This is a genomic window from Paenibacillus sp. GM2FR (genome assembly GCF_002803325.1).
In the GTDB taxonomy this organism is placed as follows: Bacteria; Bacillota; Bacilli; order Paenibacillales; family Paenibacillaceae; genus Paenibacillus_AQ; species Paenibacillus_AQ lautus.
Genome location: NZ_MKZM01000008.1, coordinates 4,551,039 through 4,575,052, shown reverse-complemented (window position 1 = coordinate 4,575,052; position 24,014 = coordinate 4,551,039). Strand labels below are relative to the sequence as shown.

Below are 24,014 nucleotides of genomic sequence, written 5' to 3'. Positions count from 1 at the left end.
AGGATTCTTCCTAAGAAGGCCTGCGTTTGGATTTGATAATGAATCCCCAGCCTATGTTGAGAATGGAGAGTAGAGCCAGACCGACAGCCAGAAATCCGTTGTAACTGATGGATATGGCCGAAGCGGTCAGCAGGACGATCGAAGAGACCGCAAACCATAGGGATAAGCCTTTACTCATATGAAAAAAACCTCCATAGATAAAAATTAAAAAAATACGTATAACGCTGCAAGAAGGAGCCATAATAAGTTTGCAAGCTTGCACTGGAATAACAGACATTCAGTGAAGGGAGATATTTAATATGGCACGCCGCAGCAACAATTTGGTTGTACCTCAAGCTACTGCAGCATTACAACGTTTGAAACTCGAGGCTGCTCAAGAACTAGGCGTAACGATTCCTCAGGACGGTTACTATGGTAACTATACTTCCCGTGAAACAGGGTCCCTGGGTGGATACATTACAAAACGTTTGGTACAGCAAGCAGAACAGGCTCTTTCAGGGTCTGGCCGCACGCTGTAATCTCTTTCTCATAACGTGAGTATGGAAGCCCGGAGCGCTATGATTGCGCTCCGGGCTTTGTATTCATATTAAGGATTCGACACCCGCCTTTGCTACATAGACAAATTGTGCCTTAAACAACGGCATAACGTCAAGATTATATCGCTTCCAAATGTCACTGAATTGTCATATAGATGGAACGAATTCCGAATGATTGCTAAACACTTTTTACTAATGATATGATAAACTTTATAGCGGAGGCAGTACTTCCTCCATAACGACAGATACAAGGAGGAACGTTTACACGTGGATAATCACTTGAGATACCAGGCTCCTTCAGAATCCGCAGCACTTGCCTCGGCAGCGCCTGCACCTCCCGATAAGGCGGGGACTTGGAAAGATTTTATCACGGTGACGAAACCCGGAATCATCCGGTCAAATTTGATAGCGGCTTTTGCCGGATTTTGGCTAGCATCGCGTTGGGATATCCAATTTGGATTGATGATTATGACACTTCTCGGAACCGTGCTGGTTATGGCTTCGTCCTGTGTTTTCAATAACTATTTCGACAGAGAGCTCGATATGAAGATGGAGCGTACACGGAATCGCTCACTTCCAACCGGACGGCTGACACCTAAGGTTGTTCTTTGGTATGCCATCATTCTTGGAATCGTTGGACTAGCCATGTTATTCCTGTTCTCAGGGGTATTGGCAGGTATATTCGGAGCGATTGGAATGTTCGTATACGTTGTGGTATACACATTATGGTTAAAGCGCTCATCAACATGGAGCACGTCGGTAGGCGCTATTTCCGGAGCGATGCCTCCGGTGATCGGCTATGTGGCCGTAACAGGAAGCGTAGATATGGCTGCGGTTTTGCTGTTCGCTCTACTGTTTCTCTGGCAACCCCCGCATTTCTGGGCGCTGGGCATTCGCCGCGTGGAAGAGTACCGCGCAGCAGGCTTCCCGTTGTTGCCGGTCGTAAAAGGAATTAAACGCACAAAGTATCAGATGATCCCTTACCTGGTACTTCTTATACCGATCCCCATCCTGATGTACGCGTATGGGTATGCCGGTATATTCTTTCTGGTTATCGGACTCCTTCTGGCAATTTGGTGGCTCTACGCCGCACTCCAAGGTTTCCGTGCCAAGGACGATGAAGCTTGGTCCAAAAAAGTATTTATTATCTCCATCAACTACTTGACCTTGAGCCTGATCGTTCTCATACTCAATACCACCTTTTAATAGGTGGAAGGGCTTTAACGCTGCACTAAACCTGACAAGAACAGGGATTGCCTGAGACGAAGGGAGAACGGGGAAGGTCATGAATGCATTCAAACGTTACAAATGGACTTGGGTACTACTCGCTGTATGCGTAATAGCAGCTATTTACCTGGTGTACAACTCGCTAGGATTCGGAAAAGAAAAGTTTCCTATCGTTCGTGAGGTTGCCGCTTACTCCATGGAGAATGTGGATGGAAAGACGATCACATCGGACGATACCAAGGGCAAGGTGAAACTCATGTACTTCTATTTCACCAGCTGCCCGGATGTATGCCCGATTACGACACTGGTTCTTTCGCAAATACAGGAAGACTTGAAGAAAGAGGGCCTCTTCGGAAAAGAGGTTAACTTCGTGTCCATTTCCTTTGACCCGGAAACCGATACGAAAGAGAAGATTAAGGAGTTCGGGGACCGTTTCTATGCGGATTATAACGGTTGGTACTTCCTGCGCGGAGATCAGGAGGAAACGCGGAAGCTGATGCAGGACTCTTTCAAAATCCCGCTACTCGGCAATAACTCGACGAATTTCACGCATGGCAATTCGATTGCATTGGTTGACCGGAATAACAATATTCGGAAGACCTATAATGCAGCAGACCCGGCCCAAGTGAAGACCGAGGATATTGTGAAGGACATTAAGACCTTAATTAAGGAATAATTTATAGGTAAAACCAAAAGGCGCGCTCTATCGTTAAAGATGGAGGACGCCTTTTTTTATTTAAATAGGGATTTCGGATGTATATACGTTGTGAATGAGATTTTGGACAAATTAGACAAGGTTCATCAGAACTCAGCAGGAGGCGGGTAAATGATGAACTCTTCCAGCCCGGCCTTCTCTAACTGGGCAATCAGGTATTCGTCAGGCGTTCCTTCAACTCCGGCGTATCCCCGGCGTGTATAGATGTGTTCGGCATCAGGAAAGACGTCGCGCAGGGCACCGCGAATTTTTTTGCCGGAGCTGTCGTTATCCATAAAAAGATACACCTCTTGATCCTTCACCTGTTTATGAAGGCTTTCCAGCTTGGCGGTGTTTAACGTTCCGAATGTGCACAGGATGGTTATATCCGATGTCAGCAATCGGCGTAGTCGGCTCCGGTCGTTCTTGCCCTCTACAATGAGGAATATCGGCATCTTTTTCACCTCTGTCATGATACGGAGATCCTTGGCAGCATTCCCCGGGAAATGATGATCTGCCGTCGAATGATGGTTGTGTCGAATGGTGTATGTATAGTGTAACTTGTTTTTTACCGATCATGCAAAGCAGGCAAAATAAAACGGCCATCCACTGGATGGCCGTAACAAGGTTAACCCATGTATTCTAGTAGAAACAGCTCAAGATGATGACGAGCAGAATATACAATACAAGAACCATCCCTACAGAATTTCCATGGCCTCCTGTATGACAATGTTTATGATGATGAACATGACTCATGATTACTTCACCCCTTGGTTAGATGTCCGTGGTCATTTGCCACACTGTATCTTATGTGGATTTACCCATATGGATTGTGTATTGGCCCATCCGCATCTTTTTGGGCGCTGGCTCAAGCCCGGTACAGCTTCCTTAGACGGTTGAGATTGGGGTTTCTGGTGAGATGGCTGTTAAAGGTGCTTCACGATTGCGTTTGGGGAGCAGCAGGAGCACGGTCATCAGCATCAGAAACGCGATAAAATAAGGGGACACCACCGTTCGGAGCTGTCCAGCCGCAATAGGACCTACAAAGGAACCCAGCGACATGGCGATGGATTGCAATGAGAATACTTTCCCGAGTCTGCCTCCGCCGCTTAGCTCGATGAAGAGTGAAGATAATGCCGGAAACAGCAATCCTTTAGCAAGCCCGAGTGCAAACAGGATAATCATAATCGGTACTTGATGCGCGGCGGCGAGGGCGTAGAAGCAAATAGCCAGCCCCAGTACGCCGACGGCCACTCTGATATGGGGCGCATAACGATTGAGAAACAGCATGCTTAATGTGACCAATGCTCCAAGACTAATGACGGAGAATAGAAGTCCGGTGGACATAATGCTTGCCAGCCCGCTTTCCCGCAGCGGTATTTCAAAGAACAGGATTCCTTGAGAGCATGCGATAGCAAACGGGATCAAATATAAGCGCAAACTAAAAGGAAGCCGCGCCGGTGTCCCATTGTTGATCGGCACAGCCTGCCCCTTATCTTTAGCGTTGGCTGACAGAGGCTTCGGGAGACTGAGAAACGCCATCAAGCCGGTAAAAATCAAAAGCCAGCCCAGACTCTGGAATGTACCGGAAAATCCTGCTTTGGCTACAATGAAAGCTCCGGCGGCCGGGGACAAGACAGAGGCAAGGGTGTGGACCACGCCATGACCGGACATATATTTGCCTTGCGTAACAGGATCCCGGGAGAGTGACGCAAGCAGTGCCAGACAGGCAGGTGACAAAAAGGCCAAGACGAAACCGCTGATCGAGCGGAGCACGAGCAGCTGCCAGGGCAATTGGACATGAGCCTGGAGCAGCAGAATAACACCAGCAGCGGTTAAGCTGAAAATAATGTAGCGTCTGCTGCCGTGCCGATCGATCAGATTGCCTGCAAGCAAATTGCCAGGCAGATGGGTTAAAGCATAAATGCCCATCATCCAGCCGATGAACGTAGGGGCTGCGCCAAGGGAGATGGCAAAGGGCGTCAGTACAGGATACTGAGCATGCAAATCAAAAAACGCCAGAAACAAAAACATATAGAGCCATAAAGCGGTTTTCAATATGGCACCCTCCTATCCGGCAAAAGTTGATATGTTACTACTACTTGTACGTTCGAAAGGGCAAGCTTATACCTTTTTGTGAAAAGACCCGGTTGGCTGACAGTATTGCGGGGTATCATGTATAATTAATAAGACGGCCATGAACCGCCGTTTTTGAAACGATGAACGGGAGTGAATTGAATTGGATACTCAGGTCTGGATTGAATTTCTCAAACAAAACTGGCTGGTCATTGCCATCGCCTTAATTGTCTTGTTTATTGTGCTGAATGTGGTGAGAACCGTTATTAAGTGGGCGCTTGCCGTACTCATCATCGTGGGATTGCTGGTGTACAGCGGAATTTCCCTCGATAAAATCGGCGAGGTTGTAACCACGGTGAAGGAAGAAACGGTGGATACGATAAAAAAAGAAGCGCTGAACATGATGATGAAAGAAGCGAAGGAAGCGAAATATACTTCGAATGGGGACGGTACCTACTCCATTAAAGCTCCCAATCTGGAGCTGAAAGGAAATTCTGGTTCCGAAGAGGTTGAAGTGACGTTCCGCGGTGTTTCGGTAGGAAAGTGGGATATCAACGATACGATTCAGAGCTTTATCGACGATGCCAAGAGCAATACGGCTTCGAAATAAAAAGATGAAACGCAATCGGAAGCGATGTATGAGGGCAGCAGCTTTTTAGTACTGCAGCTCGCTTACATCGGTTGACAAGACATCATGGGGAGAGGAGGGGATACCGTTGATGTCGGCATGGAAGGATAGTGTGCTGAGTGGGAACGGAATCACCATCTTGCTGCTGCTGATTGTGGCTTTTTCACTATTGCAGGGATGGAGTCGCGGAGCCTCCCGGTCAGCCGGGAAGCTTGTTTTTTTTCTGGGGGATGCGGTGCTGCGCCTGGTCGGGCTTGCGATCTCCGTTCCTTTTACATTATGGTTATCGCCTAAAGCAGGCGATTGGCTGGGCACGGCCGCAAGTTTACCGAATCGGGAGCTGCGCTTCTGGGAACAGGTTTATTATACAGCCGTAAAATCGCTGGCGGATTTCCCGCTGCTGCGGTTTGCGGTGCTGTTTATGTTAAGTTACGCCCTTATCGTATTTATGCTGCGTCTGCTCGTTTCCCTGATCATGGGAGGCAGGCTGGGACTTTTCGGAACGAGAAAAGATACCTCGGCATCACTGCTGAGCCGGCTAACAGGTGCTGGAATTGGTGTCATCATGGGAGCTGCGCGGAGCATTATTGTCATTGCGATCTTATTCATCTACGTCAGTCTGAATCCCGATCACGGCTTTAGCCGGTATGTTGAGGCTTCACCGGTTTATCAGCAGGGAGCGAGGGCTGTAATAGAGCCTTTGTCGGGTTCTCTCGTCCGCGAGAAGCTGCCGGTCTTTACCCAATCGGTACAGGAAGAATTGAATGGGATCATTCAGCGGAAGTATGAGGTCATCGACCACAAGATTCCCGAGGGCATTGAGCAGACGGCAGCCCATGTCGTGAAGGGCGCGTCAACCGATGAAGAGAAAGCGCGAAAGCTCTATGATTGGGTTGGCAGCCGGATCGCATATGATCACGACAAAGTGACGCTGTATGAAGAGCAGCGGATATGGAAAGAGCAGACACCACAGGATACGTACGATACAAGATTAGGCGTGTGCATTGATTATGCCCGGCTGTATGCCATGATGGCCCGGTCTCAGGATCTGAAAGTCCGGGTCGTAACCGGCAGGGGATATAATGGGCAAGGCGGTTATGGCCCGCATGCCTGGAATGAGGTCTACTTGAGTGAAGAGAAGCGATGGATACCGCTGGACCCGACCTGGGCACAAAGCGGCAACTGGTTTAACCCGCCGCGCTTCAACGAGACGCATATTAAAGAGCAAGTGTTTTGATCGGTGTGTTGATATGGAGAAGGGCGGACTTTTGAGCAAGGGAAGTCCGCCCTTGCCTATCAGGAGGGCCCTTCCAGATGAAGTGGGGGGGCGTTTATGTTAATATGGGTTTATGTGATTGTGGATAAAGGGGAGAAGCATACGTGAAAGGGTTTAGGCCGGATAAGCGCAAACAAGAAGAACGAGATGCCGGCAGTCAGTTTAACTTGCGGGTTAATCTATTTTTTTTCAGCACTTTTATCATATTCTGTGTCATTATTATACGTCTTGCTATACTGCAGTTTGTTGAAGGGCCTGAGCTAAAAGAGCTCGAAACCGGCGGGCAGGTTAAAAATTTCCCGCTTCAGCCGATCCGGGGCAGCATCATCGATGCTTCCGGAACGCCGCTTGCCTACTCGACACCCTCCCAAGCACTGTATTTAACGCTGTTAAAGGATTACAGTTCATCTGAACGAGGGAAGAAGAACCGTCCGGAGATCGAAAAGCTGGCCGAGGAAATGGTCAAGGTCTTCGAACAGTATGGTGATCCAAAAGCCGAAAAGTTGACGGTGGATGATGTGATCAAAGCGATGGACCTGGAATTTAACAAGCAGCCGGGTTATGAGCCGAGACGCATTAAGGCAGATCTCTCGACCAAAGAAGTGGCTTACTTTATGGAGCATAAGAACGAGTATCCTGGGGTCGAGGTCGTGGAAGAGAGCCAGCGCCAATACAACCCGGACAAAATTGCCGTTCAAACGATTGGTTATTTGAAAGAGTTCCGCGGCATTAAGACGCTGGAAAAATATAAGGAGATCGATGAGCAGAACAAGAAGCAAAAGGATCCGGGACTCATCTACACGGAGCAGGAGAAGGTCGGCGTAGACGGACTCGAAATGATGTTCCAGGATGAGCTGCGCGGCAAAAACGGATATATCGGTATTCCAATTAATCCGCAGAACATGGCGGACGGGGTGCCAACCATGATCGCCCCGGAGAAGGGTTACAATATTCATACGACGATCCATAAGGATATTCAGAAGGTTACACAGCAGGCGATCATCGATCAGCTGAAATGGCTTCATACCAATACCGTTTCCGGTAAAACACATCCGAATGCGCAAACGGGTTATGCCGTAGCGATGGAAGTGGATACCGGGAACATTGTCGCCATGGCCAGTATGCCGGATTATGACCCGAATGTGTGGGAGAATGGAACCGATGATTGGGAAACCGTCATGAAGTATTACGGCAACGGAACGATCTCTCCATACAGTTCCGGTCGATCCGGGAACAATCTGGAATCGGTTGTGCTGCTCGGCTCCACCATGAAGCCTTTGACGGTATTGATTGGACTTAATGAAAAATTGTTTGGACCTAACGATTATTATTATGATGGCGGTGCAGCATTTTTCGGTAAGGATAATACGAGAGTTCGGAACTCAGGCGGTAAAGCCTATGGATCTTTGAATGCCCGACAAGCGATCGAGCATTCTTCCAACGCCTTTATGGTTGACTGGATCGGGGAACGACTGTATAACAAATACGGCTCCAAATCCGTTGAAATATGGGATGAATACATGAGGGAATTCGGGCTTGGGGTATCTACCGAATCCGGCCTGCCGAAGGAGCATAAAGGAATCATCGAGTATACCAATATCGAGCAGGCGGGAAGTTATCTGGCTGCCATGGCATACGCTTCATTCGGACAGTCCGGTAAATATACGACGCTCCAATTGGCACAGTATGCCAGCACGCTTGCCAATCGGGGCGAGCGCATTCGGCCGCAGCTTGCGAGCAAGATTGTGGATCAGGATGGCAATGTGATCAAGGAATTCAAACGCGAGGTATTGAATAAAGCGGAATTCCCGCAGCAGTACTGGAATGAAGTCATTGCAGGGATGAATACGCAGGGACTTCGAGCTTTTGAAGATTTTAAATATGATTTTGCGCGGAAGACAGGAACATCCGAGCAGGATATTTATAAAAACGGTACTCGGATCCGGGTGGAGAATGGGGTGTTCATCGCCTTTGCACCACGGCAAAATCCGAAGCTGGCCGTCGCCGTCGTCATACCGGAAGCAGGCTTTGGTTCCCAGAGTGCCGCGCCGGTTGCCCGCAAAATTTTCGATGCGTATGACGAAATTTACGGACTCGACGGTACGCCTCACCCTAAACAAACCGAGGGTGGAAATGAGGATGGCAGTTCCAACGAATAATAGGAAATAGCAAAACGGCAGCCAAGAGCCCTCAAAGGGTTGGCTGCCGTTTCTTTATTTGTTACACATGGGCGTCCGGAGCCTTGTCCGCTACCAGATTCAAGACGACGCCAAACTCCAGCAGCGCTTTGAGTCCGCAGAGCACCATGGTGTATCCTCCCATGGAATCCATAGCTCCCTGCACCATTTCATCCGCACTGCCTGTAAATCCGGAATGGGTAATGGCAACGAAGGTTTCATGATCGCCGCGTGACGTGAATGCCCACTCGGTCCTGGTTTGGTCCGAAGACTCGATTGCGATGCGGCGGTTCACTTCAATATGTTGAACGTACACGTCATCATGTACCCCATACATCTCCCAAACCCAGCGGATATGATGGCCTTCCTCAAGCTTGCCGCTGCTTTTGGTAAACCAGAACTTGGTTGTGATCTCAGGGTTGATGAAAGCCTCGAATACTTCTGAAACCGGTCTTCGAATCAGCATCTCTGCCGTTACGACGGGCTTCTCATTGAGTTTGGTCATATGATTTTATGACTCCTTTCGGGGTTGTCTTCAGTAAGTATCGTAGCATAAAAGAAATCATATTCTTTCTTTTACATTGCTCATTCATTTCAAGGGCGTGGGATTTGTTCGAGCGCTTGGGGAATCCTAGTTGATCCTAGGCTTTTTCTCCGTTTTGGCCCGTCTGGGGGCTGCTATTCATGAGGGATGTTTTGACGACCTGCCTTTTGTGGTAAAATGTCGTTATGTTTGCTTGTGATTCGTAAGGGGGTTAATACCATGAAACATAAATATCGATTATTGGCACTGGATATGGACGGTACGCTGCTGCGGGACGATCATGAGGTGTCCGAGGAAACGGTGAAGTGGATCAAAGAGGCGGTACGGCACGGCATTCACGTCTGCCTCTCGACAGGCCGGCCGTTTCAGGATGCTTATCCGTATGCCAAGCAGCTTGAACTGACGACACCGATGGTAACGGTGAACGGCGGGGAGGTATGGCGCGCGCCATATGAATTGCACCGCCGGGCGCTGCTCGACAGCAAGCTTGTGGAGCAAATGCACGCACTTGCCATTGAAACCGGATCATGGTTCTGGGCGTATTCAGTAGAAAGATTGTATAACTCTGAGAACTGGATCGGCGATGTCGCGAATCAGGAGTGGCTGAAGTTCGGTTACACCACGAATGATCATGAGGTACGCCACAACATTCTGATGCGCCTGCAGGATATGGGTGGACTGGAGATCACGAACTCCTCGCCGGATAACCTGGAAATCAATCCGCTCGGCGTTAACAAAGCGACCGGAATCGGACAGGTGTGCGAGCTGCTCGGAATCAGCATGTCCGAGGTCGTAGCCGTAGGGGACAGCTTGAACGACCTGGCTGTGATTCAGCAGGCCGGACTCGGCGTGGCTATGGGCAATGCCCAGCAGACGGTAAAGGATGAAGCGGACCTTGTGGTTTCCAGCAACAATGAGGACGGTATCGTTGAGGTCATCAGGGATCATATTTTGATCGAAGGGTGAGATGTTGATGGACGTATTGGGCTGGATTATCGTCATCGCTCTGTTTATCATTGGGATGGCCGGAGCGATTTACCCTATTCTGCCGGGGGTTATCGCCATTTACCTGGCGCTGTTTGTTTACGGCTGGTTCTTTACATTCGAGCATTACAATACATGGTTCTGGATTATTCAGACCATCATTCTGGTGGTGCTGTTCATTGCCGATTATGCGGTTAACGCCTGGGGAGTTAAGAAGCTTGGCGGTTCCAAAGCCTCGATATGGGGCAGCACCATCGGACTGATTATCGGACCGTTCGTCATTCCCGCTTTTGGATTGATTATCGGACCGTTCATCGGGGCATTTCTGGGTGAAATGCTGGCAGGCTCGGGACCGAGCAAATCCATGAAGGTTGGTTTCGGATCGGTCATTGGATTGTTCAGCAGCATTGTGGTGAAGGTTATTTTACAGCTCGCGATGATTGTTATTTTCTTCATTTGGATTTTCTAATAGACGCTTAGGAATCGCTGTAAGAGGCGCTTTGGAGGAGAAAGAAGGGTACGGTTTTGTCAAAGAAAGAGTCATTTATTAAAGGCACCATCATCTTGGCCGCTGCTGCGCTGGTAGCCCGGGTGCTGGGCCTTGCTCAGCGGGTGCCCCTGGAGCATATGCTGAATGATATTGGGGATGCCTCGTTTACGATCGCCAATAACGTATATTTAATGCTGTTAACGGTAGCAACGGCCGGCATTCCCAGCACGCTCAGCAAAATGGTATCCGAGCGTCATGCTTTGAACAAGCCTGCGGAGGCCCGGCGTGTCTATCATGCTGCACTTATTTTTGCCGGAGCAGCGGGTGTAATTATGACGCTGCTGCTTTATTTCGGAGCTCCTTATTATGCGACCCATATTGCTAAGCAGCCGGAGGCGGCCGCGGCCATTCAGGCACTCGCCCCAGCGCTGCTGCTGTTCCCGGCCATCGCCATGATGCGGGGATACTTCCAAGGGCGCAATAATATGACGGCTGGTGGCATATCGCAGATTATCGAGCAGATTGCACGGGTTCTGACAGCGATCGGCGTGGCCTACATGCTGCTGCGGATGGGATACGACGATACCTGGATCGCGGCCGGCGCCTCCTTTGGGGGCGTACTCGGCAGTATCGGAGCATTTGCCGTCATGCTGTACTTCACGGTAAAACTTCGCCGAAGTGATCGTGAGCTCAAGATGCCGGCGGCGGACCGCTCCATTCCGCTTGGCGGGATATACAGGGATATATTCACGCTGTCTATACCGATTGTGCTGTCTTCCCTGGCGGTTCCGGCAGTTAACTTTATTGACAGCTCCATCGTGAAACCGCTGTTGATCGGGCAGGTTGGTCTGGGACAAGCCACCGCAGCCCTCGCGGTATTAGGAAACCGGGCGCAGAGCGTCGCGGGAATTCCGCCGATTCTAGCCATTGCCCTCAGCACCTCGCTCATTCCGATCATCTCTGCCGCTTTTGCGAAGAAAGATCAGGAGCATTTGGAACAGCAAGTATCGCTGGCTATGCGTATAGCCATATTGACGGGGATGCCGATGGTGATTGCGCTATGCGTTGCTTCCTATTCCATCAATGGTTTACTGTTCAGTTCCTTGGGCGGCAGCGGGATTATTGGATTTCTGACGTTCGGTACGATTTTCCAGATCACGATGATGACGACAAATTCCATTCTTCTTGGAATCGGCAAGGCCAAGCTTTCGATGATTCACGTGATGATCGGGGTTGTGGTCAAGCTTGCAGCCAGCTTCCTGCTTGCTCCGTTCTTTGGGATTTACGGTATCATTGGGAGTACGGCTCTTTGTTTCCTTGTCATTACGATACTGAATATAAGATCGATTAAAGCAATTGTATCCTTCTCCATCCTGGGCAAACGCTGGACGGGCTTCGTACTGACGGTGCTTGCCGCCGGTGGAATCGGATATGGCCTGAATCTGGCCGGTATTCAGATGGTTGATGTCATGCCGGCACGGTTGGCATTCCTGCTGACTTGCCTGGTTGTAGGCGTGGCCGTGGTCATTATATATCTTGTCCTGCTGGTGGTGTTTGGCGTATTGCGCCAATCGGAGCTGAGCAGTTACCCGCGTCTTTTGCAGAAGGTGTTCCGTCCGCTTATGAGACTGCAGCCTGCACGTATGCGGGAGCGGGGATAAAGACATAGACACTGAAGCGTTTTGAAAAAACGCACATCGGAAGCATAAGCTTTGGTGCTGAAAATCGACCTTTTTGAACACGCACTTATCGTGTGAATAGAACCGAAAAGAGACCTTCCTTGCAGTATCGGGACGGTCTCTTTTCATTTTAATGCCGCCGCTCGAACGGATCAGACACATCATGGACGATGGAGGTTTTCTCCAGAGCGGCCCGATGGGCGTGGGTGATATCCGGCAGTAGCGGCCGTAACGGTTTACGGATATGCCTGAACATCGCGCGGCCCTGATACCAGTCGTACCGGGGAATCGGCTCGGGAGTTTCATCCTCCCAGATCTCTTCAAGATGAGGGCTATACAGACGTTGGCCACCCGGGAGCCATTCCGATGTGATGAGGTCAAATCCCTCATGGCCATGATTCATGGCTTGCTCAAGGGTCGGCGTAAATAAGGCCGGCCAATATTCGGCGCGCGATCCCTGGTGCTTGGTGGACCGTGCGAATGCCAGCACGGCGCGGTATATCTCCTCATATCCAAATAATAAAGCATACAGCGAACGGCCTGCCTTGATCCGAATGGACAGGTCGTCAAACTTGGGTAGGGTAAGTCCGGCCAGTGGCCTGGCTGGGGAAAGGGGCTTTTGGGCAGGGCTTGCGCCCGACTCCGTTCGATGGACTTGGCCCAACGGAAACACGATTTGATTCAACCGGGTCAGCTCATGCATCCGAAAGAAGGGATCCTGTAGAATATGCTGTCGGTAAAAAGGATGTCTCGCCACTCGCCCCTCAATATAATTCTGTTCATTAATGATGAGACCCACCGTAAGCAGCGAACTGCCCTGATCCTGCCAGAACTGCTCCCAGAACGGTGTCATGAACGATGAAACATGAAAGTGGGGGAGCAAATGAAATAGGGGCTTCCCTTTTTTTCGACTGTGTATATAGAGAAGCAGCTGGGGGTAGGCGTCCTGGAAGATCAGCGCATTGCAGCGTTCCAAGAAACGATACAAATTGCTCTTGAATGTGGGATCCATGAGATCCGACATCAATCCGCCCTTCAGATCGCTCATATTCCACCCGGCATTACGCGAGACCATATGGGCCAGCAAGGCCCAATGCAGCTCTGGATGTGACACATAACAGTCCAAATAGGCTTGCGTACGAGTCACATTGCTGCGGTTGGCTTCGGCTGCGGCCTCTTGAATATGATGAATCAGCTCCTGCTCATCTTGAGATAGCTGAACATCTGCACCTGGCTCATGAATCCGAATGTCGCTATACCCTTGCATAGAAGGGTACGGAAACGGGGAAACGCTCTGCTGGAGATAGGGATGAGAGGAGAGAATGTTCTTGAGCTGCCTGCGAATCGTTCTAACGGCTGTGGGATCCCATTTCAATTCATGTCTGCTTGTCCGGAGTTTTAAGGAGAATCTCCACGATGCGATCATTCCCGACCATGATTCTGTCAGGGCTAGCGGAAGGGTTGCCGTCCATGACCGTACATCCTTGCCCAGGTTTTTTTTATCTTTGGGTCCGTTCGAGTGCATTCGGGGTCACCTGCACTTTCTAATGGTTAATCCCAGCCTGTGAACATCATAATGTCAGTATGCTCTAAAATTTGACTTCCACTCAACATTTTGATTCACTAAGGGTGAAGGAATTCGACGTAAAGGGGAGATAATCAATGGAAAAAATCACTTCAGAAGCAGAATTTCAGGTTGAAATCCAGTCTCCGCGACTGACTGTTGCCGTATTTAAAGCAGACTGGTGCGGCGATTGCAAGTTTATCGATCCATTCATGCCGGAGGTTGAGACGAAGTTCTCAAACCAATTGACTCTGGTAGAGGTTGACGTCGATGCTGTCGGTGACGTGAGTCAGCAGCAAAATATTTTGGGGATCCCCAGCTTTGTTGCATATTCCGATGGACGTGAGCTGGTTCGCTACGTTAACAAACTCCGCAAATCGCGCGAGGAGATTGAAGATTTCCTGCAGCGTGCCGTGGACGTATACAGTACGATTCATAAGTAAGAGTGACCATAGCACCGCCGCCTTGATCTATAACTGGCGGCGGTGTTGTTTTACATATCGGATAGAGGTAGGGCTACGAAGTCAAGTACCTGCATCATGAAGGTTTTTCTCATTTTTGAACATTTTGTCACAATCGCTCAAGTGACCGTAGCCGTAGAATCAGGTATAATGAAATGTGGACTGTGTACGATGCGATCCTGTAAAGGTTTAAATAGTGAATATGAGCAGCAGGTGAGATAAGTGAATGATAAACAATTAAAATGGCTGAGTTACATAACATGCTTAATTATGTTCTGCGCGACTTTCGGGGGCATGGTTGTGACTAAGACGGGCTCGGGACTCGGTTGTGGTCAGGAATGGCCGCTGTGCAATGGTAAATTTGTTCCCGCTTACACGGTATCCTCCATGATTGAGTATTCCCACCGGGCTGTCAGCGGAATGGCGGGTTTGGCGGCGCTGGCTTCGCTGATTGCGTTCTGGAAGTACAAGCGGGATCGCCGGGATTTGATGGCTTATGTTATCGGGACCTCGGTATTCGTCGTGGTGCAGGCGATCATGGGGGCGCTAGCGGTGGTTAAGCCTCAATCGGCCGCGATTATGGCGCTGCATTTTGGCTTCTCGCTAATTGCTTTTGCGAGCTCCGTCATGCTGGCTCTGGGTATGCGGCGGGTAGAACAGGCGAAGGGGCCCGTAGACTTGGAACGTCTGCCTCGGGTAAGCAAGGGTTTCCGTAATCTAGTCTGGGGCACAACCCTGTATAGCTATATCGTCGTTTATATTGGTGCATTCGTTAGCCACACCGATTCCCGGGAAGGCTGCTCCGGCTGGCCGCTGTGTAACGGGGAAGTGATCCCGGAGCTGAGCGGTGGAGTCGGCATCGCTTTTATGCACCGGGTGGCAGCGCTTCTGCTGCTGATCGTGGTGGCGGTGATGGGGCATTTTGCATATTGGCGCAATCGCGACAACCGGGAGGTACAGATGCTGGGCATTTCGGCAACCGTGCTCTGTCTGCTGCAGGTGTTTAGCGGTGCCCTCATTATGGCAACGATGCATAACGAGGAGGTTTACGTATTCTCCGCACTGGGACACACGCTGCTGATCTCGGCCTTATTCGGCGTACTCTGTTATTTAAGTGTCCGGGTATGGCAGCTCAGCAAGCCGCTTGAAGCTGAGATGCGGCCGGGTCACAACATGCCTCGTGAAAAGATCGTATAAGTAAAGAAGCAAAAACCATGAAACAAAGAGATCGAATGTAAGGCAACATATGTTAAGCAAAGTCCCCGGGCCAACGTTCGAGGGCTTTGTTGTATAGAGAGGGAATTGATATACCAACCGTCTAACCGTCCGCTCAACCTGTCTGATTTAAGGAAGACGCTCGAAGCGGTACTGGAAAGGTTTGATTCGGCAGCGGATTTGTTTATATTTATTAAGATTGACGAAGCCGATAACCAGGGAATATCTCAAGTCGCTCCATTCTGTGGGGGTTGTCTGGTCGTTTCGTGGGCATTCTATGTGAACGAACTGAAACACAACCGGGATACCCCGGTGAGTTATTCCCGCGTGAGGATAACGTGAAGACGGTTGAACGCGGTGGAATCACTATTTAGACAAATAGCGGTCCAAGAAGAACCAAGATTAATTTGATGACGCGAGGGGGTACCGCCATGCTTCGTATGTTACTTGGGGAACAGCCCCGGCACAATAACGGACTGCTTGAGGAAGCCATCGAATCGATGGTCAAGACAACCCGGCTGCTGCAGAAGGAAATGGAGAAAAATCAGGATCCGACGCATGACTTTCGCAAGCTTGAGATTTGGACCCGGGGGTTGATCGTTTCCCTGGATGAGCTGGAACAGAGCTGGAATGCGGCAAGGCATTTCAGTCAATCGGTCAAATCGGGTTACATCGATGACATGTCGATTCAGGAGCAAGGGGAATATCAACGATATGTGTATTTTTACAAAAACGGCTTCATACGGGTATTCTCGATCCTTGACAAGCTGGGGACGGTGTTGAACGATTTGTACGATCTTCATACCTCCAAGGTGAAGGCGCATTTCTCTTATTTTACGGTCCTGCGGCAGTTTAAATTCCTGAAGGCCCACGGAGAGCTGGCCAAAGAGCTGGAAGCGATCAAGGAGCGTTACAAAACACCGCTGAACACACTTCGGAAACGGCGCAACGCCGAAATCCATTACATGAATTCCGAGATGCAGGATGATTTATGGCAGCGTCATCAAGGGCTGTCGGACAAGATCGAGCTGGAGGATATCGATCAGCACCTGGACGATCTCAAACAAGGTGTCGATATGGTATGCCGGAGTCTGGCGGCCTCTTATAAATATACGAACGAGCTTTGGGGGAAAAATGGAGTCAGGGCTTAGGCACAAAATCGCCATGAAATTCCTTTTGACAAAAACCTGAAAAGAATCTATACTAACTATTGCATTCATTAAATGTAATTAAATCAGATCAAATTAATCGGAAAAATTTCATATCGATGTTTTCTTATCGAGAGAGGCGGAGGGACAGGCCCGATGAAGCCCGGCAACCGACTCCAGCGTGTAATTGCTTAACGCAGTGGCGCTTGGAGTGACATGGTGCTAATTCCTTCAAAGCTGCAGGATATCCCTTGGCTTTGACAGATGAGAAAAGGCGTTGACTTTTACGTAAAGAGGGCCCTTTTTGATTCTACAAAAAGAGGCTCTTTTCTTTTGGGTAAATAGATATGAAGCTTCGGAAAAAGGAGGATTATCGGATTGATTGAGCTCAAGCAATTGACGAAGCAGTACGGAAAAGCCGGAACCTTAACCACTGCGTTGTCCGAATTGGATTTGTCGATTGAAAAAGGAGAAATTTTCGGAGTGATTGGACACTCCGGTGCAGGTAAAAGTACATTGATCCGTTGTATCAATTTGTTGGAGCGTCCCACCTCGGGCGAGGTGTGGGTGAACGGTAAGAACTTAACGTCGCTTGGCAAGAAGCAGCTTCAGACGGAACGCCGCAAAATCGGCATGATTTTTCAGCACTTTAACCTGTTATCTTCCGCGACGGTGTACGATAACATTGCGTTTCCGCTGCGTCTGATCAAGACGCCGAAGGCTGAAATGGAACGCAAGGTATCCGAACTGTTGGCTTTGGTCGGCTTGGAGGCCCATCGGGACAAATACCCGTCCCAGCTATCAGGCGGGCAGAAGCAGCGGGTTGGCATAGCCAGAGCGCTCGCAAGCGATCCCGAAGTGCTGCTGTGCGACGAGGCCACTTCGGCGCTTGACCCGCAGACGACCGATTCGATCCTGCGCCTGCTGCTGGACATTAATAAAAAGTTTCATCTGACGATCGTGCTGATTACCCATGAGATGCATGTGATTCAGAGCATATGCGACCGGGTCGCCGTCATTCATCAAGGCGGCATTGTGGAGCAAGGGCCGGTAACGGAAGTGTTCCTGAAGCCGAAGCATGAAGTGACCCAGGAATTTATCCGCCAGGAGATGGACAGCGGCGAAGCGCTGCGGCTGGCCATTCAGGGCCAGGCGAATGGACCTTCAAAGGCGGTGCAGATTACGTTCCTTGGTTCGAGAACGTACGAATCGATTCTGTCCCATACCGTTCATGAGACGGGCGTGAATTTTGCGATTCTGCAGGGCACGATCTCCACGATCAAAGAAACGCCGTATGGCCAGCTCATCGTCCGTTTCGAAGGGGAAGAGCGTGCCATAGAAGATACGATCCGGAAGCTGCTGGAACAAGGATTAGACGTGGAGGTGATTCATTAATGTTCGGGCTTGATTTTACCCAGATCGACTGGAAAGAGATATGGACGGCAACATTGGATACCCTTCGGATGCTGGGGGCTTCGGCATTGTTCAGCTTCATCATCGGACTGCCGGTTGGCGTGCTGCTCTACATGGCTGCAAGATCTACATCCGGTTTGGTGCGCTTTGGTTACACGATCCTGTCGTTCATTGTGAACATCCTGCGTTCGGTTCCGTTCATTATCCTGATCGTTGCGATGATCCCGATTACGAAGTCGCTCGTAGGTGTTTCGTACGGCGTGCTGGGAACCATTCCGCCGCTCGTGATCGGCGCTGCCCCATTCTTCGCCAGGCTCGTGGAAACGGCTTTGAATGAAGTGGATAAAGGCGTGATTGAGGCGGCTCATGCCATGGGCTCCTCGACAAGCCAAATCGTATGGAGGGTTCTCCTCCCGGAGGCACGTCCGGGTCTGCTGGCGGGGATGACCATCACGATTGTAACCCTGGTATCTTATACCGCGATGTCCGGTCAAGTCGGGGGCGGCGGATTAGGGGATTTGGCCATCAAGTATGGCTATTACCGTTATGAGACCGAGATCATGATTCTGGCCGTTGTGTTGATGATCGTGCTGGTACAGCTGCTGCAAATGGCAGGAGATCGCCTGGTGCGGCATTTTACAAGAAAATAACGGGATTGATGAGGCTTCAAGGAAGACAACATATAAATAATATATTTTTTCGGAGGGAGACTTTTAGAATGAAAAAATGGACATTAGCATTGATCAGCTTGACCTTGGTTACGGTGCTGGCTGCGTGCGGCAGCAAGCCTGCGGATAACGCAGCTGAGCCAGGGGGAACAACAGGAGGCGGTGCTCAAGAGACGGTAACCTTGAAAGTAGGTGCTTCACCTTCACCGCACGCCAAAATTTTGGAGCATGTCAAACCAGCGCTTGAAAAAGAAGGCGTGAACCTGGAAATCGTAGAGTTCACGGATTATGTTCTGCCTAACACGCAAGTGGATTCCAAAGAAATCGACGCGAACTTCTTCCAGCACAAGCCTTACCTGGATAACGAGATCAAAGAGCGCAAACTGGATCTTGAGTCCGTGATCGCCGTGCATGTGGAGCCGCTGGGTGCGTATTCCAAAACCATTACATCTGCGGATGAGCTGAAGGATGGAGCTGTTGTAGCCATCCCGAATGATCCTTCGAATGCGGGCCGTGCATTGACCCTGCTGTCCAAGAATGGCGTCATTAAGCTCGAGGATGAAACCAAGCTTGAAGCTACCGCCAAGGATATCGTGGAAAATCCGAAGAACCTGGAGTTCAAGGAAGTTGAAGCCGCCATGCTGCCGCGTATGCTGGATGAGCTGGATCTGGCTGTCATCAACACGAACTACGCGCTGGAAGCGGGACTGGACCCAACGAAGGATGCACTCTTTATCGAAGACAAAGAGAACCCTTATGCCAACCTGCTGGTAGCTCGTCCGGACAACAAGGATTCCGACGCCATTCAAAAATTGGCGAAGGCGCTGACTTCCGAGGACGTGAAAACCTTCATTGAAGAAGAGTACAAAGGCGCCGTCATCCCGGCATTCTAATTCGAGTTCCAAAGCTCGAATATGCTGAATATAAATTTTTCGTATTTGTAAAGAAAGGGCATTATCCCAAAAGAGACCTATCGGTCTTGAAGGATAAGCCCTTTCTTTTTTTGTGTCAACGCCCATCTCTGCCGGGTTGCAAGTTGTTAGGCCTTATCAAATCTTTTATACTGAAGGAAGGATATCCATCTAAGGAGGGAAAGCCTTGAAGGGAAAAGTGGCGCTGATTACAGGCAGTGCGACAGGTTTGGGAAAAATGACAGCTTTGTCGTTAGCCCGGCAGGGATGTCATCTAGCCATAAATTATGTAAACAGCAAGGATGAAGCGGAGGCGCTTTCCCGTGAGATTGAGGGGTTTGGCGTGAAATCCATTGCAATTAAAGCCGATATCGCCAGCGAACGTGAGCTGTATTCATTGGTCGATCAGACGGAGGAGCGGCTGGGCAGCATCGATATCCTTGTTAATAATGCGGGACCGTTCATTCGGGAGCGTCGTCTGTTCTCAGAGTACAGCCGCGACGAAATCGTACATATGGTGAATGGCAATTTAACCGGCGTCATGCTGCTGGACCACCGCGTTCTGCCAGCCATGCGGGAGAAAAAGTGGGGACGCATCATCCACTTCGGTTTCGGACATGCCGGAGAAGCCCGCGCGTGGCCTCAACGTTCAGCCTACGCGGCTGCCAAGGTGGGCCTGGTTTCCTTTACGAAGACGCTTGCGGTGGAAGAAGCACCGTATGGAATCACCGTGAATATGATATGTCCGGGGGACATCCGCGGAGCAAATAAAGAGAAGACCATCGATGAAGTGTCAGGCATTCAAGATGGGCTGACCCCGCGCGGACGATCGGGAAGCGGGGAAGACGTTGCGAGAGTGATCGAATACCTATGCCTGGATAAGTCGGATTTCATTACCGGCAATATTATGGATATATCCGGCGGGCTGGACCCGATCCGCCCGTTGATTAAACCGGAATAACATATCATTCTCTAAATAGCTCCACAAAGTGGAGCCTATGCTTCCGATTCTTATTCCAAATACTTTGAGGGGACCCCAAAACACATAAATGCGATTAAAGAATGGCTTACGCTTCGCTGAAAACTTATACATTCTTTAATCTCAAAAAAAAGAGTCTTGATTCCACGAGGGAACCAAGACTCTTTATAGTTAAAGAAGATTTAGAATACTTGAACTACTTCTTGAATGCCTTCTACTTCTTCAACCAGGGCGCGTTCAATCCCTGCCTTCAGAGTAATGGTGGAGCTAGGGCAGCTGCCGCATGCACCCATCAATTTCAGCTTAACGATGCCGTCTTCAACGTCAACCAGTTCCACGTCACCGCCGTCGCGCTGCAGGAACGGACGAAGTTTATCAAGCACTTCAGCCACTTCATCATATACAGTGGTTTGCGTGTTTTCACTCATCTTGTTCAACTCCTTTCCTCCCTATATTATAGTACATAAACCGGCAAAATAAAATGCCAATCTTAAGGCAGGTCTTATAACAATGTCCATTATCATTGAGTTTTGCACAAGCAATTCCTATTTCGGCACGGATAAAGTTCTCCAGACGCTTGAAGCCGAGTACGATTGTCAAGTCATCGAATACGGCTGTCTGACCAGCTGCGGTCAGTGCTACCTGATGCCCTTCGCTTATGTGGATGGCGAATGGGTCGAGGCCCCTACGGCAGAAGAACTGCTTGACGTTGTCAAAGCTAGGCTCGAAAGCTTTCAGGACAGCGAAGAGGAAAGCTGACGCTGATACCTGGCATATTCCGTAAGGAGCAACAACGCGTCTGCAACCTACCGGGAGCTAGTAGTGACGCTTGGATTTCCAGAGAACACCGCTCTTCAATATCCTTGGTACCCGGCCCAGCACAGAAGTGCTGCCCATGAGTCCAAAGCCTGCATGTTTGCCGAGGGAGCCGAGGGTTCCCTTGAGCTTCAGCGGAGATACCTTTGGCGTATCCTCACGCCATATAGCTTTCATGACATGTCCCACTTGCTCGGCTTGAGCCCCGGCCGCTTGCGCGCTCGGGACGAACGGGAGGCTTGCGCAGTCGCCGATCACGTATACTTCCGGATGGGACGGAACCTGATACCACTCGTTCAGCAGAATACGTCCGCTGCGATCTTTTGGCAGATCGAGATCCTGTACGACCTTTACGGGCTGAATGCCCGCCGTCCATACAGCCAAGTCGGTTGGGATAGGCACATCCAGATTGTACACGGCGTCCTTCTCGACTCGGGATACGGAAACGCCGCTGTGGATATCCACATGGTGTTCCTCAAACCAGCGATGAATATAAGCAGACAAACGGTTAGGAAAAGAAGAAAGTACCCGCTGTCCCCGGTCCAAGATGGCGATATTAAGGTCAGGCCGGCTTTCACGAAGATCGGCAGCGAGTTCGATGCCGCTTAAGCCTCCGCCAATGATATGAACATGACCATAAGGTCTGAGGTTGTTCAGGTGCAAATAGGTTTCCCGGGATGCAGAGAAAGATTGCAGGCTGAACGTGAATTCTTCAGCGCCCGGTACGCCATGATAACGGTCCGTACATCCCAGAGCAATGGCGAGTTGATCGTATTCCACGGGATCGTTGTTCGTCAGGTTAACAAGCCTCTTCTCCAGATCAATGGATGTGACTTCACCATATACAATTTGGAGGCGGTCATACACCGGGAATTTAACACGAACGGCGGTATCGGCCACGGTGCCTGCTGCCAGCGCGTAATATTCGGTTTTGAGTCCTTGGTACGGCATGCGGTCGATGAGCACGACCTCCACGTCCGGAGGAAGATAGCTGCTGAATAATTCTTGAATTAGGGCAAGACCACCATAGCCTCCGCCGAGAATGACGAGCTTTTTCATAAATTTCTTCCTTTCTCAAGAGATAAGAAGGTGAGCGCCGATTCGCAAGAAAAACGCCGCTAGAAGCGGCTTAGGTTACCCACGCTATATTATCTCTTTAACCTGTTTTCCGTTTTTTGGAACGTCTCTCGTTTGCTTAAATCCCTGCTGGTAAGACTTATTCGTAAACCTTGATCTCGTTGTAGAAGGTATCGCGTTCAACCGGAATCCGGCCTGCGCCTTGAATGAGCCAGACGAGCTCTTTGCGTGTCAGCCCTTCCGGTGTTAAAGCTCCTGCAGCATGGCTGATACGTTCTTTCAGGATCGTACCATGGACGTCGGAAGCGCCGAAGCTGAGAGCCACTTGAGTTAATTGCGGCCCGATATTAATGAAGTACGCTTTGATGTGGTCGATATTATCGAGCATCAGACGGCTGATGGCAATGGTTTTCAAATCTTCGTAGGCCGAGTTGCGGCGCATGATGCCTGCATTCTTATTCTTCGGCTGCATGGACAGCGGAATGAATACCATGAATCCATTGGTTTCATCCTGAAGTTCCCGAATTTGCAGCATATGGCGGATCCGGTCCTCATGGCTTTCGATCGATCCGTACAGCATGGTGGTGTGCGTCTTCATACCAAGCTTATGTGCGGTACGGTGAACATCGAGGTATTGATCGACGTTGGCTTTGTCCACCTTCATCTTCTGACGATATTGGTCAGACAGAATTTCGGCGCCGCCGCCTGTTAAGGATTGGAGACCTGCTTTTTGCAGTTCTTGGAGTACTTCCTTTGTGCTAAGTCCGCTAATGCGAGTGAAGAATTCAATCTCTGCCGCGGTATAGGCTTTCAGAGTTACTTCCGGGAAACGCTCGCTCAATGCCTTCAGGGAATCTACATAGTACTGGAACGGCACATGGTTATTATGTCCGCCAACGATGTGAAATTCACGAATGCCGGGATGAATATGCTGCTCGACATACTCGATCATCTCAGCGCCGGACAGGGTATAGGAGCCTTCCTCGCCTTGATCTTTCCGGAAATTGCAAAAAGCGCAGTGGGATTCGCATACATTCGTGAAATAGAGACTCATGTTCTCAATGAAGTAAACTTTTTTCCCGTTCTTGCGCAAATTGGCTTCATTAGCCAGCTGCCCGAGGGTCAGCAGGTCATCGGTTTGATACAAATACACACCGTCTTCAAGATTCAGGCGTTCGCCGCTTTGGACTTTCGCAACGATCTCGGCCATTCTCTGATCGGTAAATGGTGTCACAATTGTGGACATGTTCAATCCTCCTGTTCACACTTGACCTGCATAGAAGATCCAGCAGAAAAAGCGATCATAAAGTGAATCACTCCCCTAAGGGAACGGTCCGTTTATAGTGGTATAACAACAAACATCAATAATGGGCTGAATAATTAAATAAGTTTGTGAAAAAATATACAACTGTGGACCAGCCATAACCTTTGCCGCTTTTTAACCGGGGTAT

Annotated in this window: 25 protein-coding genes and 1 riboswitch; of the genes, 17 read left to right on the top strand and 8 right to left on the bottom strand. The window is 49.8% G+C overall.

What is annotated here, in order from left to right:
- Positions 1–10: 10 nt before the first annotated feature.
- Positions 11–178: a hypothetical protein gene (locus PAEVO_RS33915; RefSeq protein ID WP_164817467.1), complete on the bottom strand. Its 168-nt coding sequence runs from the start codon at positions 176–178 to the stop codon at positions 11–13.
- 121 nt (positions 179–299) lie between these two features.
- Between PAEVO_RS33915 and PAEVO_RS20860 the strand changes: the two genes are divergently transcribed.
- The 3 genes from PAEVO_RS20860 (at position 300) to PAEVO_RS20850 (ending at position 2,439) form a co-directional block, all read left to right on the top strand.
- Entirely contained in the window at positions 300–518 is a 219-nt protein-coding gene (locus tag PAEVO_RS20860) for an alpha/beta-type small acid-soluble spore protein (RefSeq protein ID WP_015737431.1), read from the top strand.
- Between the two features lie 285 nt (positions 519–803).
- Positions 804–1,742: a heme o synthase gene (cyoE, locus tag PAEVO_RS20855; protein WP_100539247.1), complete on the top strand. Its 939-nt coding sequence runs from the start codon at positions 804–806 to the stop codon at positions 1,740–1,742.
- 79 nt (positions 1,743–1,821) lie between these two features.
- On the top strand, positions 1,822–2,439 hold the full coding sequence (locus PAEVO_RS20850) for an SCO family protein (RefSeq protein ID WP_100539246.1): 618 nt from the start codon (positions 1,822–1,824) through the stop codon (positions 2,437–2,439).
- Between the two features lie 125 nt (positions 2,440–2,564).
- Here PAEVO_RS20850 and PAEVO_RS20845 read toward each other — a convergent pair whose 3' ends face one another.
- Both PAEVO_RS20845 and PAEVO_RS20840 read right to left on the bottom strand, forming a co-directional pair.
- The gene (locus tag PAEVO_RS20845) at positions 2,565–2,912 is read right to left on the bottom strand and encodes a toprim domain-containing protein (protein WP_100539530.1); all 348 of its coding nucleotides are present in this window, start codon (positions 2,910–2,912) and stop codon (positions 2,565–2,567) included.
- A 433-nt stretch (positions 2,913–3,345) separates the two neighbouring features.
- A complete protein-coding gene (locus PAEVO_RS20840) occupies positions 3,346–4,515 on the bottom strand; it encodes an MFS transporter (protein ID WP_100539245.1) in 1,170 nt (389 codons plus the stop codon).
- Between the two features lie 181 nt (positions 4,516–4,696).
- Here PAEVO_RS20840 and PAEVO_RS20835 point away from each other — a divergent pair, with 181 nt between their 5' ends.
- The 3 genes from PAEVO_RS20835 (at position 4,697) to PAEVO_RS20825 (ending at position 8,596) form a co-directional block, all read left to right on the top strand.
- A complete protein-coding gene (locus PAEVO_RS20835; protein ID WP_100539244.1) occupies positions 4,697–5,143 on the top strand; it encodes a hypothetical protein in 447 nt (148 codons plus the stop codon).
- A gap of 106 nt (positions 5,144–5,249) precedes the next feature.
- Entirely contained in the window at positions 5,250–6,398 is a 1,149-nt protein-coding gene (locus tag PAEVO_RS20830) for a transglutaminase domain-containing protein (RefSeq protein ID WP_100539243.1), read from the top strand.
- Between the two features lie 143 nt (positions 6,399–6,541).
- A complete protein-coding gene (locus tag PAEVO_RS20825) occupies positions 6,542–8,596 on the top strand; it encodes a peptidoglycan D,D-transpeptidase FtsI family protein (protein WP_100539242.1) in 2,055 nt (684 codons plus the stop codon).
- Positions 8,597–8,657: 61 nt separating this feature from the next.
- Here PAEVO_RS20825 and PAEVO_RS20820 read toward each other — a convergent pair whose 3' ends face one another.
- Positions 8,658–9,119, bottom strand: coding sequence for an SRPBCC family protein (locus tag PAEVO_RS20820; RefSeq protein WP_100539241.1), 462 nt, complete (start codon positions 9,117–9,119; stop codon positions 8,658–8,660).
- Between the two features lie 258 nt (positions 9,120–9,377).
- Here PAEVO_RS20820 and PAEVO_RS20815 point away from each other — a divergent pair, with 258 nt between their 5' ends.
- Genes PAEVO_RS20815 through PAEVO_RS20805 form a run of 3 tightly spaced genes read left to right on the top strand, consistent with a single transcriptional unit; the run spans position 9,378 to position 12,293 of the window.
- Complete coding sequence (locus PAEVO_RS20815; protein ID WP_100539240.1) at positions 9,378–10,124, top strand: Cof-type HAD-IIB family hydrolase; 747 nt, start codon at positions 9,378–9,380, stop codon at positions 10,122–10,124.
- A gap of 7 nt (positions 10,125–10,131) precedes the next feature.
- Complete coding sequence (locus PAEVO_RS20810) at positions 10,132–10,611, top strand: DUF456 domain-containing protein (RefSeq protein WP_100539529.1); 480 nt, start codon at positions 10,132–10,134, stop codon at positions 10,609–10,611.
- A gap of 56 nt (positions 10,612–10,667) precedes the next feature.
- The gene (locus tag PAEVO_RS20805) at positions 10,668–12,293 is read left to right on the top strand and encodes a putative polysaccharide biosynthesis protein (RefSeq protein ID WP_100539239.1); all 1,626 of its coding nucleotides are present in this window, start codon (positions 10,668–10,670) and stop codon (positions 12,291–12,293) included.
- A 148-nt stretch (positions 12,294–12,441) separates the two neighbouring features.
- Here the strand turns inward: PAEVO_RS20805 and PAEVO_RS20800 are convergent, their stop codons facing one another.
- A complete protein-coding gene (locus tag PAEVO_RS20800; RefSeq protein ID WP_165789693.1) occupies positions 12,442–13,836 on the bottom strand; it encodes a DUF2515 family protein in 1,395 nt (464 codons plus the stop codon).
- A gap of 137 nt (positions 13,837–13,973) precedes the next feature.
- On the opposite strand from PAEVO_RS20800, the gene PAEVO_RS20795 reads away from it, so the two are divergent.
- The 7 genes from PAEVO_RS20795 to PAEVO_RS20765 all read left to right on the top strand — a co-directional run bounded on the left by PAEVO_RS20795 (position 13,974) and on the right by PAEVO_RS20765 (position 20,652).
- Complete coding sequence (locus PAEVO_RS20795; protein WP_100539238.1) at positions 13,974–14,318, top strand: thioredoxin family protein; 345 nt, start codon at positions 13,974–13,976, stop codon at positions 14,316–14,318.
- Positions 14,319–14,558: 240 nt separating this feature from the next.
- Positions 14,559–15,533, top strand: coding sequence for a COX15/CtaA family protein (locus tag PAEVO_RS20790; protein WP_100539237.1), 975 nt, complete (start codon positions 14,559–14,561; stop codon positions 15,531–15,533).
- A 449-nt stretch (positions 15,534–15,982) separates the two neighbouring features.
- Entirely contained in the window at positions 15,983–16,702 is a 720-nt protein-coding gene (locus PAEVO_RS20785) for a Cthe_2314 family HEPN domain-containing protein (protein WP_100539236.1), read from the top strand.
- Between the two features lie 121 nt (positions 16,703–16,823).
- Positions 16,824–16,970: riboswitch (SAM riboswitch) on the top strand.
- A gap of 107 nt (positions 16,971–17,077) precedes the next feature.
- The gene (locus PAEVO_RS20780; RefSeq protein ID WP_100539235.1) at positions 17,078–18,094 is read left to right on the top strand and encodes a methionine ABC transporter ATP-binding protein; all 1,017 of its coding nucleotides are present in this window, start codon (positions 17,078–17,080) and stop codon (positions 18,092–18,094) included.
- Complete coding sequence (locus PAEVO_RS20775) at positions 18,094–18,762, top strand: methionine ABC transporter permease (RefSeq protein WP_076324846.1); 669 nt, start codon at positions 18,094–18,096, stop codon at positions 18,760–18,762. Before PAEVO_RS20780 ends, PAEVO_RS20775 begins: the two co-directional genes overlap by 1 nt.
- Before the next feature lie 68 nt (positions 18,763–18,830).
- On the top strand, positions 18,831–19,673 hold the full coding sequence (locus PAEVO_RS20770) for a MetQ/NlpA family ABC transporter substrate-binding protein (RefSeq protein ID WP_100539234.1): 843 nt from the start codon (positions 18,831–18,833) through the stop codon (positions 19,671–19,673).
- 205 nt (positions 19,674–19,878) lie between these two features.
- Positions 19,879–20,652, top strand: a complete 774-nt coding sequence (locus PAEVO_RS20765) for an SDR family oxidoreductase (RefSeq protein WP_100539233.1) — start codon at positions 19,879–19,881, stop codon at positions 20,650–20,652.
- Positions 20,653–20,852: 200 nt separating this feature from the next.
- Here PAEVO_RS20765 and PAEVO_RS20760 read toward each other — a convergent pair whose 3' ends face one another.
- Positions 20,853–21,098, bottom strand: a complete 246-nt coding sequence (locus tag PAEVO_RS20760) for a NifU family protein (protein WP_006212609.1) — start codon at positions 21,096–21,098, stop codon at positions 20,853–20,855.
- Positions 21,099–21,180: 82 nt separating this feature from the next.
- On the opposite strand from PAEVO_RS20760, the gene PAEVO_RS20755 reads away from it, so the two are divergent.
- Positions 21,181–21,429 (top strand): YuzB family protein, encoded by a 249-nt coding sequence (locus tag PAEVO_RS20755; protein WP_100539232.1) that lies wholly within the window; start codon positions 21,181–21,183, stop codon positions 21,427–21,429.
- Positions 21,430–21,486: 57 nt separating this feature from the next.
- Here the strand turns inward: PAEVO_RS20755 and PAEVO_RS20750 are convergent, their stop codons facing one another.
- Both PAEVO_RS20750 and mqnE read right to left on the bottom strand, forming a co-directional pair.
- Complete coding sequence (locus PAEVO_RS20750) at positions 21,487–22,545, bottom strand: NAD(P)/FAD-dependent oxidoreductase (protein ID WP_100539231.1); 1,059 nt, start codon at positions 22,543–22,545, stop codon at positions 21,487–21,489.
- A 157-nt stretch (positions 22,546–22,702) separates the two neighbouring features.
- Positions 22,703–23,809, bottom strand: a complete 1,107-nt coding sequence (gene mqnE, locus PAEVO_RS20745; RefSeq protein ID WP_100539230.1) for an aminofutalosine synthase MqnE — start codon at positions 23,807–23,809, stop codon at positions 22,703–22,705.
- Between the last annotated feature and the right edge of the window lie 205 nt (positions 23,810–24,014).